The sequence below is a fragment of the Catellatospora sp. NPDC049609 genome, from assembly GCF_040675365.1.
In the GTDB taxonomy this organism is placed as follows: domain Bacteria; phylum Actinomycetota; class Actinomycetes; order Mycobacteriales; family Micromonosporaceae; genus Catellatospora.
The window spans coordinates 1-18,520 of record NZ_JBFAOU010000164.1; the positions used below are offsets into that span (position 1 = coordinate 1).

Consider the following 18,520-nt stretch of genomic DNA (forward strand, 5'->3'; position numbering starts at 1 on the left):
CGGCTGGCAAACGCCAGCCGGCGACGTCGCCGTACCTGTGCCGCCCCTCAGCCGCCGGGAGGGGTGTGACTGATGGCTTCGAAGTCCTCGCAGGAGGCGCGTACCGCTGACCGGGCCGTGGAGTCCGCCGCGGCACTGGCCGAGCTGGGCGCCGCGTTCGGCGTGACGCTCTCGCCGGAGCTGCTGGAGCGCGCGCTCACCCACCGCTCGTACGCGTACGAGCACGGTGGCCTGCCCACCAACGAGCGGCTGGAGTTCCTCGGCGACGCCGTGCTCGGCGTCGTCATCACCGCCTCGCTCTACCAGGCGCACCCCGACCTGCCCGAGGGCCGGCTGGCGAAGCTGCGGGCCAGCGTGGTCAACTCGCGCGCCCTGGCCGGCGTGGCCCGCTCCCTGGGCAACGGCGGCATCGGCCCGCACCTGCTGCTGGGCAAGGGCGAGGAGACCACCGGCGGGCGGGACAAGGAGTCCATTCTCGCCGACACGCTGGAGGCGCTGCTCGGCGCGATCTACCTCGAGCACGGCATGGACCGGGCGTCGGAGGTGGTCCGCGCGCTGTTCGACCCGCTGATGGCGGAGTCGGCGCGCCGCGGCGCCTCGCTGGACTGGAAGACCAGCCTGCAGGAGCTGACCTCCGCCCACGGCTGGGGCGTGCCGGAGTACGCCATCGAGGAGCAGGGCCCCGACCACGCGAAGATGTTCACCGCCTGGGCGGTCGTCGGCGGCGAGCGCTTCGGCGGCGTCACCGGGCGGACCAAGAAGGACGCGGAGCAGCGCGCGGCCGAGGACGCCTGGCAGGTGCTGTCGCACCGGGCCGTGGACAGCTCGCATCCGGAGGCCCGGGAGACATGACGTCGGCCGCCCCCGCCCTCCTCGACACCCCGCCGACCGACGCCGGCAGCACGCCGAGGCTGTGGCGGCGGGCCGGCGGCCTGCGCGGCGTCGCCGCGGCGTTCGTGGTGGTCGCCGCGCTGCGCTGCGCGCAGCTCGTCGCCGTCTGGGTGATGGCGCCGCCCGACTCGCCGAAGACACTGTGGCAGCGGCTGCTGCTCTGGGACGGCGGCTGGCTGATCAACGTCGCGGTCGAGGGCTACCCGTCCGGGTACACCTACCGCGACGGCGAGATCACCGGCAACGGGTTCGCCTTCTTCCCGCTCTTCCCGCTGCTCGTGCGGGGCGGCACGGCGCTCGGCCTGCCGCCGGACGCCGCGTCGCTGCTGGTGGCGAACGTGGCCGCGCTGGCCGCCGGGGTGCTGGTCTACCTGCTCGGCGTCAGCGTGTGGTCGCGCCGGGTCGGGTACGCCCTGGTCGTGCTCGTCTGCGCGCAGCCGATGGCGGTCGTGCTGAGCATGGGATACACCGAGTCGCTGTTCCTGGCCCTGGTGGCGGGCGCGCTGCTGGCCGCGCACGAGCGGGTGTGGTGGGCCGCGGGCCTGGCCGGGCTCGGCGCGGCGCTGACCCGGCCCACCGGCGCCGCGGTCGGCGTGGCGCTGGCCGTGGCCGCGCTGGCGCTGTGGTGGCAGGCCCGGCGCGGCCGGGTCGTGCCCGGACGGTTCGAGCTGCCGTCGGCGTTCGCGGCGGCGGCGCTGGCGCTGGCCGGGGTGCCCGCGTTCCTGGCCTGGGTCGGGTGGCGGGTCGGGGAGTGGGACGCCTGGTTCACCGTGCAGACCAAGGGCTGGGGCACCACGTTCGACTTCGGGGCGAGCGTGCTGGACTTCGCCGGGTCGGCGGTGCTCGGCGGCCAGGACGTCGTCGAGGTCGGCACGGTGCTGCTGCTGGTGGTCGCCGTGCTGCTGGCGGGGTACGCCGCGGGCGAGCGCGTCTGGCCGCCGCTGCTGGCGTACGGGCTGATCGCGCTGGTGCTGGTGGTGGGGCAGGCGGGCTACTGGCACTCCAAGCCGCGCCTGCTGGTGCCGGTGCTGCTGCTGTGCTGCGTGCCACTGGCCCGCGGCCTGGCCCGGGTGTCGACGGGAACGTCGGTGGTGTTGCTCATGATGTGGAGCGCGTTCGGGCTGTGGTTCGGCGCGCACATGATCACGGTGTGGCCGTACACGATCTGAACGGCCCGAGCGGAGAGGCGGAGTCATGCCCGAGTTGCCCGAGGTCGAGACGGTACGCAGCGGCCTGGCGCGCTGGGTGGTCGGCCGGACCATCGGCGCCGTCGAGGTGCGGCACCCGCGTGCCATCCGGCGCCACCCCGGCGGCGCCCAGGACTTCGCCGACACGCTGACCGGGCGGACCATCACCGAGGCCCGGCGGCGCGGCAAGTACCTGTGGCTGCCGCTGGACAGCGGGGACGCGGTCGTCGGCCACCTCGGCATGTCCGGCCAGCTGCTGGTGCAGCCCGCCACGGCCCCCGAGGAGAAGCACCTGCACATCCGGTTCGACTTCAGCGACGGCGGCCCGCAGCTGCGCTTCGTCGACCAGCGCACCTTCGGCGGGCTCGCGGTGTCGCCGGGCGGCGCGACCCTGCCCGCCGAAATCGCGCACATCGCGCTCGACCCCCTCGACGAGGCGTTCGTCGAGGCGCACTTCCTGGCCGCACTGCGCCGCAGGCGCACCGCCGTGAAGCGGGCGCTGCTGGACCAGTCGCTGATCTCGGGCGTCGGCAACATCTACGCCGACGAGGCGCTGTGGCGGGCCAAGCTGCACGGCGAGCGCCCCAGCGACGAGCTGACCGCCCCCGCCGCCAGACGCCTGCTCGGCCACGTCCGCGACGTCCTGAACGAGGCCATCGCCGTGGGCGGCACCACCTTCGACGCCCTCTACGTCAACGTCAACGGCGAGTCCGGCTACTTCGACCGCTCCCTCAACGCGTACGGCCGCGAGGGCGAACCCTGCTCCCGCTGCGGCTCCCCGATCCGCCGCGAACAGTTCATGAACCGCTCCTCCTACTCCTGCCCCCGCTGCCAACCCCGCCCCCGCCCCCGCCCCTGATCCTGACCCCGCTCCGCGTGCGTTGATCTTGCGCGAACTGTGGGTACGACACGCCCATACCGCCCAAAAGGGCAACAGTTCGCGCAAGATCAACGCGATCTTGGACCCCGGCCGCCGACACCAGGCCGCCACGACGGGCAAGATCGCGGTTTCCGGTCAAAACCTGTGGCATAACCGCAGTTCCTGACCGGAAACAGCGATCATGCCCGCGCCCCGCGGACCGGGCCCCCCGGACCCGCGCCCCGGGCGGGAGGGCGGCCTGGGTCAGGGGTGGCGGTAGCCGGGGCCGTCGGGGACCTTGAGGTCGGCGTCGGCGTGGTGGGTGTCGAGCAGGCCGACGGGCAGCGACATGCGGTGGGCCTGGTCCACCAGGTGGTCCACGACGCTGCGCGGCGCGCCCGCGAGCAGGTCCAGCGCGGCGGCGTCGAAGCCCTTGTCGCGGCACAGCCGCAACCGGTCGGCCAGGATCGGGGCGATCCGTTCGCGCAGCTGCCCCTCGGGGGCGTCCCAGCGGACCAGGCCGTCGCCGCCGGTGAGCTCGGCCGGGAAGCGGGCCGCGTCCGGCCGGCCCCGCTCCACCTCGCCCAGCGGCAGGTAGCAGACCGCCCGGCGGCGCTCCCGGTGCAGGTCCTCGACGAGAGCCGCGTCGGTGGTGAAGCCGTCGAGCACGAACACGTCCGCGACGGACGGCTCGGGCGGCGTGGTCAGCGCCCACTGCCAGCGCAGGCTGTCGGGCACGGCGGGGCGGGGCGGGGCCTCGTACCAGTGGGTGGGGCGGGTCGGGGCGGCGCAGGCCACGCAGGCCAGCACGACGACCGCGCTGACCGGCACCCGGACCCCCGCCACCTGCACGGCTACACCGGCACCGGCACGACCGCGGGAGCGCCGTGGATGGACGCCTCGTGGGTGGCCAGGCCGAACCGGGCGCCGCGGCCGCGCATCAGCTCGTGGCAGGCGGCGATCTGGTCGAGCGGCACCGAGTGCACCAGGTGCGCGTCGCCGGGGCGTACGCCCTCCTCGGTGCCGTGGCGGTAGCGGTCCCACGGGCCCTCGTACGTGCACAGCACCGCGCCCAGCCCGCGGTAGATCGAGTCGGTGGGGCGGCCGGGGTTGACCAGCAGCGTGTCGAAGCCGATCCGGCGGGCGGAGCGCACCGCGACGGCGACCGGACCGATGGAGTACGGGCTGGTCGGCGCCTGGTCGAAGAACACGCCCCGGACCGGGTATCCGGCCCACCGGCCGAGCTCGGCGCGCACCTGCTCGGCCGGGCGGGCGCCGAAGGCGAGGTCGATGTAGCCGAGCAGGCTCGCCCCGGCGCGCACGAGTCGCGTGGTGGCGGCGGTCCAGGTCGGGTCGAGCCCGCTTCCGGGCCCCGCGTCGATGTTGAGCAGCACGGTCGCGCCGACACCGGCGGCCTCGATCGCCGCCCACAGCTCCGGCTGCAGGTGCGGGTGTGCGGGAAGTGGCAGCAGGGGGGTCACGCTCGTACAACGACCGACGTCGGTGCGCCGCGACTGCCCGCAGGTCACTGTCAGCTAGCCGACTGGCCGGACCCGCGTCTAGTCCCGGCCGAACTCCTGTGTCCAGTAGGGTGTCCGGCCCTGGTACGCCAGGCCGACCCCGGTCGCCCTGGCGTCGCAGTTCAGGATGTTGCTGCGGTGGCCGGTGCTGGCCATCCAGGCGTCGACCATCGACTCCGCCGTCGGGTACCCGTAGGCGATGTTCTCGCCCGCGGCGTGCCGGCGCGGGTATCCGGCGTCGGCGACCCGGTCCACGAAGCTGCTGCCGTCGCGACTGGTGTGGCTGAAGTAGTCGTGCTGCGCCATGTCCGCGCTGTGCCGCCGGGCGGCGGCGCGCAACCGCTCGTCGGTGTGCACCGGGGGGCAGCCGGCCCGTTCCCGCTCCCGGTTGATCAGGGAGGTGACCTGGTCTTCCATCGCGGTGACGCGCGCGCTCTCCGGGCTGGGCCGCGGGGCCGGGCCGCGCGCCCCGGCGGGCGGAGTGCGCGGCGCGCTCGTGGCCGGGGCGGGCCTCGTGGCGCCGCGAGGTGTGACAGCCGCGATGACGGGCGACCTGGCCGCGGCGATGGCCTGGGCCGTGTCACCCGCTCCGGTCGGGTCACCCGTGCCGGTGACACTCCGTGCGGTGGTCCGGCCACCCGCAGTGGTGAACTCGGACGTGCCCGGCAGGGGGCCGGGGGCGGCCGAGAGCGCCGGGCCCACCGCCATCGCCCCGCCCAGCAGCAGGGACAGCAGCGCCGCGGAGGCCGTCAGAGGGGGCCACATCCGCAGCGGTGCACGATGCCGGCCGGTGCGCCGGTGACGAGGTGCCACGCGCCGACGCTAGCAGTCGGGGAGGTTTGTCACCTCCCGACACCTTCTGTGACGTGTGAGGCAGGGCAACTTGACGTCACCGTCGTATCGGCGGAATATGGATGTGTCGCCAGTCGCGCCCGACCGCGCTCGCCAGCATTGTCCGGAGAAACATTCCGGATGGCAACGGGCCGGGAGCGCGAATATAACTGGGCGCGCGTTTGGCCGTCTAACCGGCAGCGCTTCACAAGGAGACGATATGGCGAAGGCCCTCTATGGCCACGTCGCGGCAGCGCCTGACCGGCGCCTGCTGGACGAGGTCACCCGCTTGCGTGCCACGGTGCGGGCACTGGAGTTCGAGGTAACCCGGTTGCGGGCGGAGAACGATCGCCTGGCGGCGGCAGCTGCCGAGGCGGACGATTTCTTCCGCATCGCCGAGCCGGCACTTACCTGAACAATCCCCGCGTCAGCGGGACGTGGCCGACGCCGTTTCGTACGCGTGTCGCCACAGTGCACCAGTCCTCATGCGCGCCTCCACTCCGTGTGGCGGCGCGCTTCTTTAATGCCCCCGGAGCCTTCGGCGCCGGAGCGCGGCCGCGGACCGGATCGTTCACCGATCGGACGCATAGGGCCCGGGGGCGTTGGGCATACGACAGCGGCCACCACAGGCTCGCCCGGAGGGGCGTGGTCACCTCCGGGGTACCCTGCAGCTTTGAACCGATAGCATGTGCCACCCGCCGCCCGGCGGGACGCCTTTGATCAATTTCGGAGCGCTGTGCACCTCAAGAGCCTGACGGTGAAGGGCTTCAAGTCCTTCGCCTCCGCGACCACGCTGAAGCTGGAGCCGGGCATCACCTGTGTGGTGGGCCCCAACGGCTCCGGCAAGTCCAACGTGGTGGACGCGATCTCCTGGGTGCTCGGCGAGCAGGGCGCCAAGGCGCTGCGCGGCGGCAAGATGGAAGACGTGATCTTCGCCGGCACGTCCGGCCGCCAGCCGCTGGGGCGGGCCGAGGTCACGCTCACCATCGACAACACCGACGGCGCGCTGCCGATCGACTACACCGAGGTCTCGATCACCCGCCGGATGTTCCGCGACGGCGCCAGCGAGTACGAGATCAACGGCGACGCCTGCCGCCTGATGGACGTCCAGGAGCTGCTGAGCGACTCCGGCATCGGCCGGGAGATGCACGTCATCGTCGGACAGGGCCGGCTCGACAGCGTGTTGCACGCCCGGCCGGAGGACCGGCGGGCCTTCATCGAGGAGGCCGCGGGCGTCCTCAAGCACCGCAAGCGCAAGGAGAAGGCGCTCCGCAAGCTCGACGCGATGCAGGCCAACCTGAACCGCGTCACCGACCTCACCGACGAGCTGCGCCGCCAGCTCAAGCCGCTGGGCCGGCAGGCCGAGGTGGCCCGGCGCGCCGCGACCATCCAGGCCGACCTGCGCGACGCGCGGCTGCGCCTGCTCGCCGACGACCTGTTCACGCTGCGCTCCACCCTCGACAAGGAGATCGCCGACGAGGCGGCCCTGCGCACCAAGCGCGAGCTGGTCGAGGAGGAGTACGAGCTGGTCCAGCAGCGGCTGGCCGCGCTGGAGGCCGACCATGCCGCCGACGCGCCCGCGCTGACCCAGGCCCAGGACGTCTGGTATCAGCTGTCCGCGCTGCAGGAGCGCTTCCGGTCCACCGCGCAGCTGGCCGCCGAGCGGCACCGCCACCTGTCCGCCCCGACCGAGGAGGAGCGGCCCGGCCGCGACCCCGAGCGGCTGGAGCACGAGGCCGAGGCGGTACGCGAGCAGGAGGAGGCGCTGCGCGAGGCGCTGGCCGAGGACCAGGTGCGCCTGGCCGAGGCGGTCGAGCGCCGCCAGGAGCTGGAGCGCCAGCTCGCCGCGGCCGAGCGGGCGCTGGTCGTCGCGGTGAAGGCGATCGCCGACCGCCGCGAGGGCATGGCGAAGCTCGCCGGGCAGGTCAACGCCGCCCGCACGCGCACCGCCACCGCCGCCGAGGAGATTGAGCGCCTGGCCGCGGCGTACGACGACGCCGCCATGCGCGCCGAGGCGGCCCAGGAGCAGGTGGACGCGGTCGCCGAGGAGACCTCCGACGCCGACCGCGACAACGCCGACCTGGACACCAGGCACGCCACGGCGGTCACCGCGTACGACGACGCCAACGCCACCGTGAAGCGGCTGTCCGACGCCGACCGCGCCGCCGAGAAGGAGGCGACCGGCTGGAAGGCCCGCGAGGAGGCGCTCGCGCTCGGCCTCAACCGCAAGGACGGCGCGGGCGCGCTGCTGGCGCGGGCCGGCGAGGTGCCGGGACTGCTGGGCAGCGTCGCGTCGCTGCTGGCGGTCGAGCCGGGCTGCGAGGCCGCGCTGGCCGCGGCGCTGGGCGCGCTGGCCGACGCGGTCGCGGTGGCCGGGGTCGACGAGGCCGCCGAGGCGATGCGGCTGCTCAAGATCCAGGATGCGGGCCGGGCCGCGCTGCTCATCGGCACGTCCGCCACCCAGTCGCGCCCCGACGTGGCGCTGCCCGGCGGCGCCCGCTGGGTGCTGGACGTGGTGCGCTGCGCCGACAGCGTCCGCCCCGCGATCACCCACGCGCTGCGCGACGTGGTGCTCGTCGACGACCTCAACGCCGCCGCGGCCCTGGTCGCGGCGCAGCCGGGCCTGCGCGCGGTGACCCGCGAGGGCGACCTCGTCGGCGCGTTCTCGGGCGCGGGCGGCTCGTCGAAGGCGCCCAGCTACATCGAGGTGCAGGCGGCCGTCGACGAGGCGCGGGCCAAGCGGGTCGCGGCCGAGGAGCTGACGGCGCGGCTGCGCGAGGAGATCGCCGAGGCCCGCGAGATCGTCGCCGAGCGCAAGCGCGCCGTCGACGAGGCCGCCGCGGCCAAGCGTGCCGCCGAGGGCGAGCGCAACGCCGCCGCCCGCCGCCTGGCCGAGGTCAGCGCCGCGGCCCGGTCCGCGCAGGCCGAGGCGCAGCGCCTGGGCGCCGCGCGGGACAAGGCCGCCGCCGCCCGCGAGCAGGACCTGACCCACCTGACCGACCTGGAGGAGCGGCTGGCGGCCGCCGAGGCGGTCCCGGTCGACGAGGACCCGTCCACCGCCGAGCGCGACCAGCTCGCCGCGCTGGTGCCGCAGTCCCGCCAGAACGAGGTCGAGGTTCGCCTCGCGGTGCGCACCGCCGAGGAGCGCGTCTCGCAGATCGCGGGCCGGGCCGACTCGCTGCTGCGCCAGGCCGCCGCCGAGCGGGCCGCCCGCGAGCGGGCCGCGGCGCGCCGGGCCGCCCGGGAGCGGGGCGCCGCCGTGGCCAAGGCCGTGGAGTCCGGCACCCGCGAGGTGCTGGCCCGGCTGAACACGGCCCTCGACGAGGCCGCCGAGCGGCGCGACGAGCTCGCCGAGGCGCGTACGGCCCGCGAGGCCGAGCTGGCGCAGGTGCGCGGCGCGGCCAAGCGGCTGGGCGACGACCTGTCCCGGCTCACCTCCGAGGTGCACCGCGACGAGATGGCCCGCGCCGAGCAGCGCATGCGCATCGAGCAGCTGGAGACGCGCGCCGCCGAGGAGTTCTCCATCGACGTGGAGACGCTGCTCGGCGAGTACGGCCCGCACGTCGGCGTGCCGGTGATCATGCTGGGTTCGGCTGATCTGGCCGAGCCGGAGCCCTACGACCGGGCGATCCAGGAGAAGCGCGCCGCCAAGGCCGAGCGCGACCTGGCCCTGCTCGGCAAGGTGAACCCGCTGGCGCTGGAGGAGTTCGCGGCGCTGGAGGAGCGCTACAAGTTCCTCTCCGACCAGCTCGAGGATCTCAAGGCGACCCGCCGCGACCTGCTCACCGTGGTCAAGGACGTGGACGACCGGATCCTGGAGGTGTTCACCACCGCGTTCGAGGACACCGCGCGCGAGTTCCAGGTGGTCTTCCCGATCCTGTTCCCGGGCGGCGAGGGCCGGCTGGTGCTGACCGACCCGGACAACATGCTGACCACCGGCGTCGAGGTGGAGGCCCGCCCGCCGGGCAAGAAGATCAAGCGGCTGTCGCTGCTGTCCGGCGGCGAGCGCTCGCTGACCGCGGTGGCCATGCTGTGCGCGATCTTCCGCGCCCGCCCCAGCCCCTTCTACATCATGGACGAGGTGGAGGCGGCGCTCGACGACGTCAACCTCGGCCGCCTGATCACCCTGTTCCAGGAGCTGCGCTCGCGCAGCCAGCTGATCATCATCACGCACCAGAAGCGCACCATGGAGGTCGCCGACGCGCTGTACGGCGTGACCATGCGCAACGGTGTCACCGAGGTGATCAGCCAGCGGCTGAAGGGCGAGTCCGAATGAGGCGCAAGCCCGCCGAGGCGCTGCTCATCGACTTCGACGGGGTGCTGCGCCACCACGACCCGGCCGCGTACGGCGACTTCGAGGCCCGCCACGGCGTCGCGCCCGCGACGCTGCTGGCGTCCGGGCTGGAGTGGGCGCGGCAGCTGCCGGCGATCGTCGGGCACATCACGCGCCAGCAGTGGCTGGACGCGATCGCCGAGCACACCGGCGCGTCGGCGGCGGCACTGACCGAGTGGGACGCCTACCGGGGGTACATCGACCAGACCGTGCTGGCGTTCGTCCGCGAGGTGCGCGCGGCCGGCCGCAAGGTCGGGCTGGCCACCAACGCCACCGACGACCTGCACGACGATCTGGCACTGTTCGACCTCAAGGACGACTTCGACGCCGTGCTGTCCTCGGCGGACCTGGGCGTGCACAAGCCGACGAAGCAGTTCTTCGCCCAGGCCTGCCAGGCGCTGGCGACACCGCCCTCGCTGTGCCTGTTCGTCGACGACACCGACCGCAACATCCGCGGCGCCCGCGTCGCCGGGCTGCTCGCCGCGCGCTGGAGCGGGCCGGACGATCTGCGGTACCTCCGCGCGGCGCTGGGGCTGTGACGCGCGGCCGGAGCGGGCCCGCGGTGTGAGCGCGGCAGGCGGCCGGCAGCACGACGCGCCGTCAGGGCGGTCGATGGCGACGCGCCGTCAGGGCGGCCGACATGGCGACGTCGGAGTACTCCGCGCGCAGCGACAACTTCTGGGTTGTCGCGACAACCCAGAAGTTGTCACGGCCGGAGACAGGTGCCCCACGCTCGGTGACGCTCGGGTGCCTGCGGCCGCAACTTTCTCCCGCCATGTGAAACGACCTCGGGTCGGTGACAACCGGGTGTTCGCGCTGCGCGTGACTACTACCGGACCGTGGTGATCTCCGACCCGGAACCTGGCTGACCCCGGTGCGCCGCCGATCACGCGGTGTGTCGATGGATCAGCCCTTCTCCGGCCGTGGCCAGAGAGCGGTTTCCGGTGGGGCACGCCGTGGCCCGTTCGGTCGACAGGTTCCGGTGAGAGGAGCGGCGATGACGTCGTCGCTGGTAGTGGATCGCGTGACGGTGGAGTACACCGCGGGCGCCCCGGTGTTGCGTGACGTCTCCGTGACGGCGGCGCCAGGCCGCATGCTCGCGGTGACCGGGCCCTCCGGCGCCGGGAAGACCACCCTGCTGCGCGCGATGGCGGGCGTGCTGCGCCCGGTCAGCGGCGCGGTCGCCGTCGACGGGAAGCCGCTGCGCGACCGCGACGACGCCGTCGCCCGGCGGGTGGTGCTGATCCCGCAGGACAACGGCCTGGCCACCATCCTCACCGCGAGCGAGAACGTGCAGGTGGTGCTCGTCGCCAACGGCTTCTCGCCGGAGGACGCGCGCCGCGCCACGGCCGAGTCGCTGGAGCAGGTCGGGCTGTCGGCCCAGGCCGGCCAGCTGGTCGAGGAGCTGTCCGGCGGCCAGCAGCAGCGGACGGCCATCGCCCGCGGCCTGGCCCTGTCCGGCGCGGTGCTGCTGGCCGACGAGATCACCAGCGAGCTGGACGCCGCCAACCGCGCGCGGGTGCTGGACCTGCTGCGCGCCGCGGCCGACGGGGGTGCCTGCGTCGTGCTGGCCACCCACGACCTGGAGGCCGCCGCGGCCTGCGACGCCGAGCTGCACCTGCTCGACGGCGCGGCCGAGCTGGTCCGCGCCTGACACCGGATCCTCCGGAACACGAAGGCCCGGTGCAGCAGCAGCTCGCCGGAGACCCCACCACATACCGCCCGGCCGGGCCGCGCAGTCGCGCCGACGGCCGGTAGAACGTCCCGAGAGGTGGCACATGCTTCGCTTGGTGCTCGGCGTGCTGGCGAGCAGACGCAGCCAGGCCGTCACGCTGGCCGTGCTCGCCGTGCTCGCGGTCGCCGCCGGCACCGCCGCGCCGCTCTACGCGACCGCGGCCGACCGTGCCGCCGTCGCGGCGGAGCTGCGGGCGGCCACGCCGATCGAGCGTGCCATCACCTTCACCGCCGACGTGGCCGCGACCGACGGTCACGCCGCCGGGCTCGACACGCTGCGTGGGCAGGCGCGGGAGAAGGTCGGCGACCACGGGCTCAGCGAGGTCCTCGGCGTGTCCGTGCCGGGCACCGCCACCGTGGGCGGCACGGCGACCGGCGGCACCGCGACCGGCGCCGACGCCACGGCCGGGAACCCGGTGCAGGCCCCGGTGACGACGCGCACCGGCGTCTGCGCGCACCTGGTGATCGACGGCGCCTGCCCGGCCGCGGCGGGGGAGGTGGTGCTCAGCGAGCCCACCGCCAAGCGGCTGGCGGCCGCCAACGGCACCGAGCTGACCTTCCGTCCCGACCGCGCCGAGCAGCCGGTGACGCTGCGCGTGGTCGGGGTGTACGACCCGGCGGCCGCGCTCGCCGCGGGCGACCCGTACTGGGCCGGGCGCGACGACCTCACCCCGCAGCCGCTGCGCTTCGGGAACCCGATGTTCACCGCCGAGTCCACCATCGACACGCTCGGTGTCGGGGCGGTGCGGGCGACCGTCGACCTGATCGCCGACGACGCCGCGTTCGCCGCGGGCGACGTCGACCGGCTGGCCGGTGCGCTGCCGACCGCGATCGGCATCCCCGGCACGCTGGTCTCCAACGGCCTGCCCCGGCTGCTGCGGCGGGTGCAGGACTCGCGGGACGTGCTGGGCCTGGCCGCGCCGCTGGGCGCCGCGCAGCTGCTGGTCGTGTGCTGGTTCGTGCTGCTCATGGCGGTCGGCTACACCGCCGCCGAGCGCCGCGGCGAGCTGGCGCTCGGCCTGCTGCGCGGGGTGCCGCCGCGGCACCGGGCACTGCTGGCGCTCGGCCCGACGGCGCTGGTGCTGCTGGTCGCCGCCCCGTTCGGCGTGCTGTTCGGCTGGCTGATGGTGCGGCTGCTGACCTGGGCCACGTTCGCGCGTACGCAGGAGATCGCGCTGGACCGCACCGCGCTGCTCGCCGGCGCCGGGACCCTGCTGGTCGTGATGGCGAGCGCGGCGATCGCCGAGCGGCGGGCGCACACCGGCTCGCTGGTCGAGGCGCTGCGCCAGGTGCCGACCCGGCGGCGCGGGCGGATCGGGTTGACCGAGCTGGCCGTGGGCGTGGTGGCGCTGGCCGCGATCGGGCAGTCGCTGGCCTCCGACAGCCAGGCCGGCGGCCTGCCGCTGCTGGTCCCGCTGCTGCTGGCGATCGTGGTCGGCCTGCTCACCGCGCGCCTGGTGCGCCGGGCCGCGATCGCGTACGGCGCCTCCCGCCTGCACCGCGGGCGGCTGGCCCCGGCCCTGGCCGCGCTGCAGGTGGCCCGGCGTCCCGGGGCCGACCGGCTGGTCGCGCTGACCGTGGTGGCGGTGGCGCTGGTCGGGTACACGGTGAGCGCCTGGGACGTCGCCGTGAACACCGCGCGCGAGCGGGCCGAGCTGGCGCTGGGCGCGCCGCGGGTGCTGACCGTGTTCGCCGCCTCCCGGCCCGCGCTGCTGGACGGCGTGCGCCGCGCCGACCCCGAAGGCGCGTGGGCGATGGCCGTGACCCGCCAGGAGCAGACCGACCGGACGCTGCTCGGGGTGGACAGCGCCCGGCTGGCCGCCGTCGTCGGCGACGGCACGCCTGGTGGCGCCGGGCCTGCCGCCGAGATCGGACCGCTGCTGCGGGCCCCGGCGGGCGAGCCGGTGACCGTGGCGGGCGCCGCCCTGGAGCTCGACGTGGACGTGGTCACGGCCGAGCTGAACCCGATGACGGTGACGGTCGCGCTGACCGGCCCGCGTGGCGAGCCGGTGACCGGCCGGCTGGCCATCCCGATGACGCCCGGCCGCGCCAAGCACCGGGTGGAGCTGCCCGAGTGCGCCGTCGCGCCGGGCTGCCGGCTGTACTGGCTGAGCTTCCCGCACTCGCTGGAGAGCCTGCACCTGCACGGGCTGCGCCAGCTCGGTCCCGACCGGACGCTGCTGGAAGGCGCCGCCATCGCCGCGGCGGCGCGGTGGCGGCCGAGCTTCGGCGCCGAGGCCGAGGTGACCCCGATCCAGGGCCCGGACTACATCACGCTGGTCTACGTCCCGTCGGACCCGAAGAACATCAGCACCGACATCAGGCTGTACGTCGCCGACGCCCCCGTGCCGCTGCCCGTCGTGGCGGCGGGCGCACGGCGCCTGGCGCACACCCGGGAGCTGCGCGGCGTCGAGGCGCTGCAGGGCATGGACCGCCCGGTCGACCTGCGCCGGGTGTATCCGGCACTGCCCGGCATGGCGCGCGAGGGCGTGGTGTTCGACCTGGAGGCGGCGGACCGGCTGAGCGACTCGCGGGACAACGGCGTACGGCTGGAGGTGTGGCTCGGCGGGGCCGCACCGGCCGACGCGGTGGACCGGCTGCGCGCCAACGGGCTGGTGCCGGTGGGCGACCAGACGGCGGGCACGCTGGCCGACCGCTACCGGGAGCAGGGCGCCGGGCTGGCGCTGCGGCTGCACCTGGCGGCGGCGCTGCTCAGCGTGCTGCTGGTGGCGCTGGCGACGATGGTGCTGGCCGCGACCGACCGGCGCAACCGCGCGGCGGAGCTGGTCGCGCTGCGGCTGCAGGGCATGCCCGCGTCCGTGGCGGCCCGGTCGGCCCGGATCGGCAACCTCGCCATGATCCTGATCGCGGCCCCGGTCGGCGCGCTCACCGCGCTGGCCGCCTGGGCGCTGAGCGAACCCGCGCGCACCATGCTCACCTCCGCCGGCGACCTGCCGCCGCCAGGCCCCGACCCGCTCGTCGTGGTGCCCGCGGTGCTCGCGGCGACGGGCGTGCTGGTGGCCGCGGCGCTGCTGGCAGGCCGCTCGCTGGTCCGGGTGACCGGCGAGGGGGCCTCCGCCCGGACCGCCGGCAACGGGACCGGGGCGGGCACCGCGCAGGACGCCGCGGTCGCGGCACGATCCGAGAAGCAGGAGGTGGCGCGGTGACGGCGCTGCTGTGGGCGATGGTGCGGGCGCGGCGCGGGCTGGCCCTGATCACCCTGGTGCTCACCGCCGCGGCCGCCGCGGCGGCGGCCGCCGGCCCGCTCTACCAGCAGGCGGCCACCACCTCGCTGTACGGCGTCGAGCTGGCCGCCGCCACCGTGGGCGAGCGGGTGTACTCGGCGCAGAACGGCGAGCGGCTGCAGTCGAACGTGCACCCGTCGCTGCCGTACGTGCCGGGCTTCCAGACGGTCGACGGCCTGGCCATCCAGGGCTCCGCGACCGGTGAGCGCGACAGCGCGGACATGTTCCTCGCCTCGCGCACCGGGGTGTGCGAGCACCTGGTCATCGTCCGCGGGCGCTGCGCCACCGCCGAGCACGAGGTGGTGCTGCGCGAGGACGCCGGCGCCACCATCGGCGCCCAGCCGGGCCGCGACCTGACGTTCACGCTGCCCGCCGCCACCGGCCCGGACGAGGGCGGCGGCCCGCTGCGGCTCACGGTCGTCGGCTTCTACCAGCGGCTGTCCGGCGACGACCCGTACTGGGCGGGGCGCCCGCCGCTGGTCGACCCGCACACCCCGGCGGCGTTCGTCACCGAGCGCACGGTGGTCAAGTCCGACCGCAACCTGATCCGGATGATCGATCTCATCGCCGGTCCGGACGCGTTCGGCGACATGGAGCAGCTGCGCGCCGAGCTGGAGGACGCCGAGGCGGAGCTGGAGGCGGGCGGCTACGGCACCGACAGCGAGCTGCCGGACCTGCTGACCCGCCTCGACGACGGCGCCGCGCAGCTGTCCACGAGCCTGCTGCTGGCGGCCGTGCCGCTGGTGCTGCTGTGCTGGCTGGTCCTGTTCATCGCGGTCGCGGGCGGCGTCGAGCAGCGGCGGGGCGAGCTCGGGCTCACCGCGCTGCGCGGCGTGCCGGGACGCACCCGGTGGTGGCTGGCCACGGCCGAGACGGCGCTGCCGGTGCTGATCGCGATCGTGCCCGGCTACCTGCTCGGCTACGCCGTCACCGCGGTGCTCGCGGCGACCGTGCTGCCCGGCTCCCCGGCGGTGGTGCCCAACGTGACGTCGATCGTGTACACCGCGATCGCCGTGCTGGGCGCGCTGGCCGCGGGCATGCTGGCGCAGGTGCGCGCGCTGACCGTGCCGGTGCTCGCGCTGCTGCGCCGGGCCCGCGTACGCAAGCGGCGCGGTCTCGTCGGCGGCGTCGAGGCGATGGTCGGGGCGCTGGCGCTGGTCGCCGGCTACCAGGTGGCCGCGGGCGGGGACACCGGCTCGGGCGGCCTGGCCCTGCTCGCCCCGCTCTGCATCGGGCTCGGCCTGGGCCTGGTGGCGGCGCGCCTGGTCGGGGTGCCCGCCGAGCGGCTGGGCCGCCGGGCGCTGCGCCGGGGACGGCTGCGCACCGGTCTGGCCGCGCTGACCCTGGCCCGCGGCGGCGGCACGCACTGGATCGTGGTGCTGCTGACCGTCGTGTTCGGCCTGCTGGGCTTCGCGCTGTCGGCCGGCGACGCGGCCGGGCGGGCCTGGCAGGAGCGGGCCGACGTGCAGACCGGCGCGGCCCGGGTGCTGTCGGTGCAGTCCCTGCCCCCGTCGAGCCTGCTGCACGCGGTGCGCACCACCGACCCGCAGGGCCGGTACGCCATGGCGACGATGCGGGTCAACATCAACAACGAGGTGCCCCTGCTGGCGGTGGACAGCTCACGGCTGCCCGCGGTGGCCCTGTGGCCGCAGGCGTACGGCGCGCTGAGCGCCGAGGAGGCCGCCCGGCTGCTGCGCCCGTCGCCGGTGACGCCGCTGGCGCTGCGCGCGGCGGAGGTCGACATCACGGTCACCCTCGACCGGATCGCGTCGGACGCGTCCGCCGGGCTGACCCTGCGCCTGGTCGCGACGGACGGCCGCCAGTCGCAGGTGCGCGTCGAGCGGCTGCGGGAGGGGACGCACACCTACCGGGTGAAGACCACGGCGTGCGCGGACTCGCCGTGCCGGTTCAAGCAGCTGTCGGTCGACCACTTCACGCGCGGGCGGTACATGTTCGACATGACCATCGGCGACCTGCGCGACCCGTCCGGCAACGTGCTGATCGGCGCCGCCGACCTGGCCCGGCACCACTGGCGGCTGCCGGAGACCAGCGCCGCCCGTCCGGTGCCCGAGGTCGTGCCGGCCCCGGCCGGGCTGCGGCTGCGCGTCGACACCGTGCTGACGCCGGACCTGCGGGCGTTCGCGGACTCCGCGCCCAACCCGCTGCCGCTGGTCGCGGCGGGCACCCTGCCCGGCGAGTTGCTCGGCTACGGCGGCACGGTGCGCCTGCCGGTGGCCAGGGCGGGCACCATGACCCTGGCGCCGCGCAACGGCGCGCAGGGTGCCCTGGTCGACATGGAGTACGCCGACATGCGCCTGGGTCAGGACGGCGACGCGCTGGAGGCCGAGGTGTGGCTCGCCCCGGACGCGCCCGCCGACATCGTGGCGCGGCTGGAGGCCAACGGGCTGACCGTGCTGTCGGAGCGGACCGCCGACGGCCTGTGGGAGCTCTACGGCGAGCAGGCGCCCGCGCTGGCGCTGTGGTTCCTGGCCGCGGCGGCCTTCACCGGGGTCGCGTTCGCGGCGGGCGGGCTGCTGGTCACGGCGGTGCTGGAACGCGGGCATCCCGACGAGGGGCTCGCCGTGCTGCGCGCGCAGGGCGTGAGCCGGCGTACGCTGCGCGGCGCCGCGCTGGGCGGCAGGTTCGCCCTGGTGCTGGCGGGCAGCGCGATCGGCCTGCTGTCGGCGGCCGCGTCGTGGGCGCTGGCCCGCGGCGTGGTGCCGGTCTTCGCCGACGGCGGGTACGCCCCCGCGGCGTCGAAGCTGCCGGGCGTGGCCAAGCAGCTCGTGGTGCCGCCGCCGGAGCTGCCCAGCCCGCTGATCGCGGTGCCGATCGCGGTGGCGGTGCTGGTCCTGTTGACAACGTGCCTGCTCGCCACGAGGGTGGCCGGCGGGGCGAGCAAGGGAGCGACGTCGTGAAGAACTCCAGCCTGACCGGCCTGGCCGTGGTGTGCCGCCGGGTCGTGCACATCTACCGCGCCGAGGGCGGTGACGTGGTCGCGCTGGCCGGCGTGGACCTCGACATCGCGCCCGGCGAGCGGGTCGCCCTGGTGGGCCCCTCCGGCTCCGGCAAGTCGACGCTGATCGCCCTGCTGGCCGGCCTGATGCGGCCCAGCGCGGGCCGGGTGCAGATCGGCCTGGTCGACATCGGCCGGATCAGCGAGGCCGAGCTGGCCCGCCTGCGCGGCACCGACCTGGGCGTGGTGCTGCAGGGCGCCCGGCGCAACCTGCTGCCCTACGCCACGGTGCTGAGCAACGTGTGGCTGGCCCAGCGGCGCGCGGCGCACGTACGCCCCGCCGACCTGGAGCCCCCGGAGCGCATCCTCGCCCTGCTCGGCCTCACCGGCTTCGGCCACCGCAAGGTCCAGGACCTGCCACCCGGCGCCGCACAGCGCGCGGCCATCGCCGTCGGCATGGCCTCCTCACCCGGCCTGCTGCTCGTCGACGAGCCCACCAGCCAGCTCGACCGCAGCGCCCGCGACGAGGTCCTCGCCGCCCTGGAGACCATCAACACCGAGCGCGGCACCACCATCGTCGCGGTCACCCACGACCCCGACGTCGGCGCCCGCCTGGGCCGCGCCGTCACCATCCGCGACGGTCGCGTCGGCTCCGAGGGCCGCGACGGCCGCGAGTTCGCCGTCATCGCCGGCGACGGCACCGTCCAGCTCCCGCCCGAGGTCCTCGACGCCCTCCCCCCAGGCACCCTCCTCTCGGTCCAACACGTCGACGGCAAGGTCACCCTCGTCTCCGACGACCACTCGACTCCGGTCCCCAGCGTTCTTCCCTAGCCGCCCCACCGTTTTTCCTATAGACGTTGGCCTATCTGGATGCCATCTTCGAGATCAACATAATACAGATATGGCAACCACCAAGAAAAACCGGGTCGCCGGCGGGGGGGGGCGGGGCGCGGGTTGGTCGCCC

General features: G+C 75.1%; 13 protein-coding genes. 10 read left to right on the forward strand and 3 right to left on the reverse strand.

Annotated elements, in window-relative coordinates; all coding sequences use genetic code 11:
- Nucleotides 1–72 precede the first annotated feature (72 nt).
- The 3 genes from rnc to mutM are packed head-to-tail and all read left to right on the forward strand — an operon-like array spanning nucleotide 73 to nucleotide 2,937.
- Nucleotides 73–852 (forward strand): ribonuclease III, encoded by a 780-nt coding sequence (rnc, locus tag AB0J67_RS31650; protein WP_363487727.1) that lies wholly within the window; start codon nucleotides 73–75, stop codon nucleotides 850–852.
- The gene (locus tag AB0J67_RS31655; RefSeq protein ID WP_363487729.1) at nucleotides 849–2,060 is read left to right on the forward strand and encodes a hypothetical protein; all 1,212 of its coding nucleotides are present in this window, start codon (nucleotides 849–851) and stop codon (nucleotides 2,058–2,060) included. The genes rnc and AB0J67_RS31655 overlap by 4 nt, the downstream gene beginning before the upstream one ends.
- Before the next feature lie 25 nt (nucleotides 2,061–2,085).
- Nucleotides 2,086–2,937 carry a bifunctional DNA-formamidopyrimidine glycosylase/DNA-(apurinic or apyrimidinic site) lyase gene (gene mutM, locus AB0J67_RS31660; RefSeq protein ID WP_363487731.1) on the forward strand — a complete coding sequence of 284 codons (852 nt, stop codon included), beginning with the start codon at nucleotides 2,086–2,088 and terminating at the stop codon, nucleotides 2,935–2,937.
- Between the two features lie 264 nt (nucleotides 2,938–3,201).
- Here mutM and AB0J67_RS31665 read toward each other — a convergent pair whose 3' ends face one another.
- The 3 genes from AB0J67_RS31665 to AB0J67_RS31675 all read right to left on the reverse strand — a co-directional run bounded on the left by AB0J67_RS31665 (nucleotide 3,202) and on the right by AB0J67_RS31675 (nucleotide 5,222).
- Nucleotides 3,202–3,789: an endo alpha-1,4 polygalactosaminidase gene (locus tag AB0J67_RS31665; protein WP_363487733.1), complete on the reverse strand. Its 588-nt coding sequence runs from the start codon at nucleotides 3,787–3,789 to the stop codon at nucleotides 3,202–3,204.
- Between the two features lie 2 nt (nucleotides 3,790–3,791).
- On the reverse strand, nucleotides 3,792–4,418 hold the full coding sequence (locus tag AB0J67_RS31670; protein WP_363487735.1) for a spherulation-specific family 4 protein: 627 nt from the start codon (nucleotides 4,416–4,418) through the stop codon (nucleotides 3,792–3,794).
- A 78-nt stretch (nucleotides 4,419–4,496) separates the two neighbouring features.
- Entirely contained in the window at nucleotides 4,497–5,222 is a 726-nt protein-coding gene (locus AB0J67_RS31675; RefSeq protein WP_363487738.1) for a CAP domain-containing protein, read from the reverse strand.
- A gap of 286 nt (nucleotides 5,223–5,508) precedes the next feature.
- On the opposite strand from AB0J67_RS31675, the gene AB0J67_RS31680 reads away from it, so the two are divergent.
- From AB0J67_RS31680 to AB0J67_RS31710, 7 genes are all read left to right on the forward strand, one after another.
- The gene (locus AB0J67_RS31680) at nucleotides 5,509–5,703 is read left to right on the forward strand and encodes a hypothetical protein (RefSeq protein ID WP_363487740.1); all 195 of its coding nucleotides are present in this window, start codon (nucleotides 5,509–5,511) and stop codon (nucleotides 5,701–5,703) included.
- A gap of 321 nt (nucleotides 5,704–6,024) precedes the next feature.
- Entirely contained in the window at nucleotides 6,025–9,564 is a 3,540-nt protein-coding gene (smc, locus tag AB0J67_RS31685) for a chromosome segregation protein SMC (protein WP_363487742.1), read from the forward strand.
- The gene (locus AB0J67_RS31690; RefSeq protein WP_363487744.1) at nucleotides 9,561–10,160 is read left to right on the forward strand and encodes an HAD-IA family hydrolase; all 600 of its coding nucleotides are present in this window, start codon (nucleotides 9,561–9,563) and stop codon (nucleotides 10,158–10,160) included. The genes smc and AB0J67_RS31690 overlap by 4 nt, the downstream gene beginning before the upstream one ends.
- 458 nt (nucleotides 10,161–10,618) lie before the next feature.
- Nucleotides 10,619–11,275: an ATP-binding cassette domain-containing protein gene (locus tag AB0J67_RS31695; RefSeq protein ID WP_363487746.1), complete on the forward strand. Its 657-nt coding sequence runs from the start codon at nucleotides 10,619–10,621 to the stop codon at nucleotides 11,273–11,275.
- A 124-nt stretch (nucleotides 11,276–11,399) separates the two neighbouring features.
- Complete coding sequence (locus AB0J67_RS31700; protein WP_363487748.1) at nucleotides 11,400–14,522, forward strand: FtsX-like permease family protein; 3,123 nt, start codon at nucleotides 11,400–11,402, stop codon at nucleotides 14,520–14,522.
- On the forward strand, nucleotides 14,519–17,518 hold the full coding sequence (locus tag AB0J67_RS31705; RefSeq protein ID WP_363487750.1) for an FtsX-like permease family protein: 3,000 nt from the start codon (nucleotides 14,519–14,521) through the stop codon (nucleotides 17,516–17,518). The genes AB0J67_RS31700 and AB0J67_RS31705 overlap by 4 nt, the downstream gene beginning before the upstream one ends.
- An 11-nt stretch (nucleotides 17,519–17,529) precedes the next feature.
- Nucleotides 17,530–18,387, forward strand: coding sequence for an ATP-binding cassette domain-containing protein (locus AB0J67_RS31710; protein WP_363487752.1), 858 nt, complete (start codon nucleotides 17,530–17,532; stop codon nucleotides 18,385–18,387).
- Nucleotides 18,388–18,520: the final 133 nt, after the last annotated feature.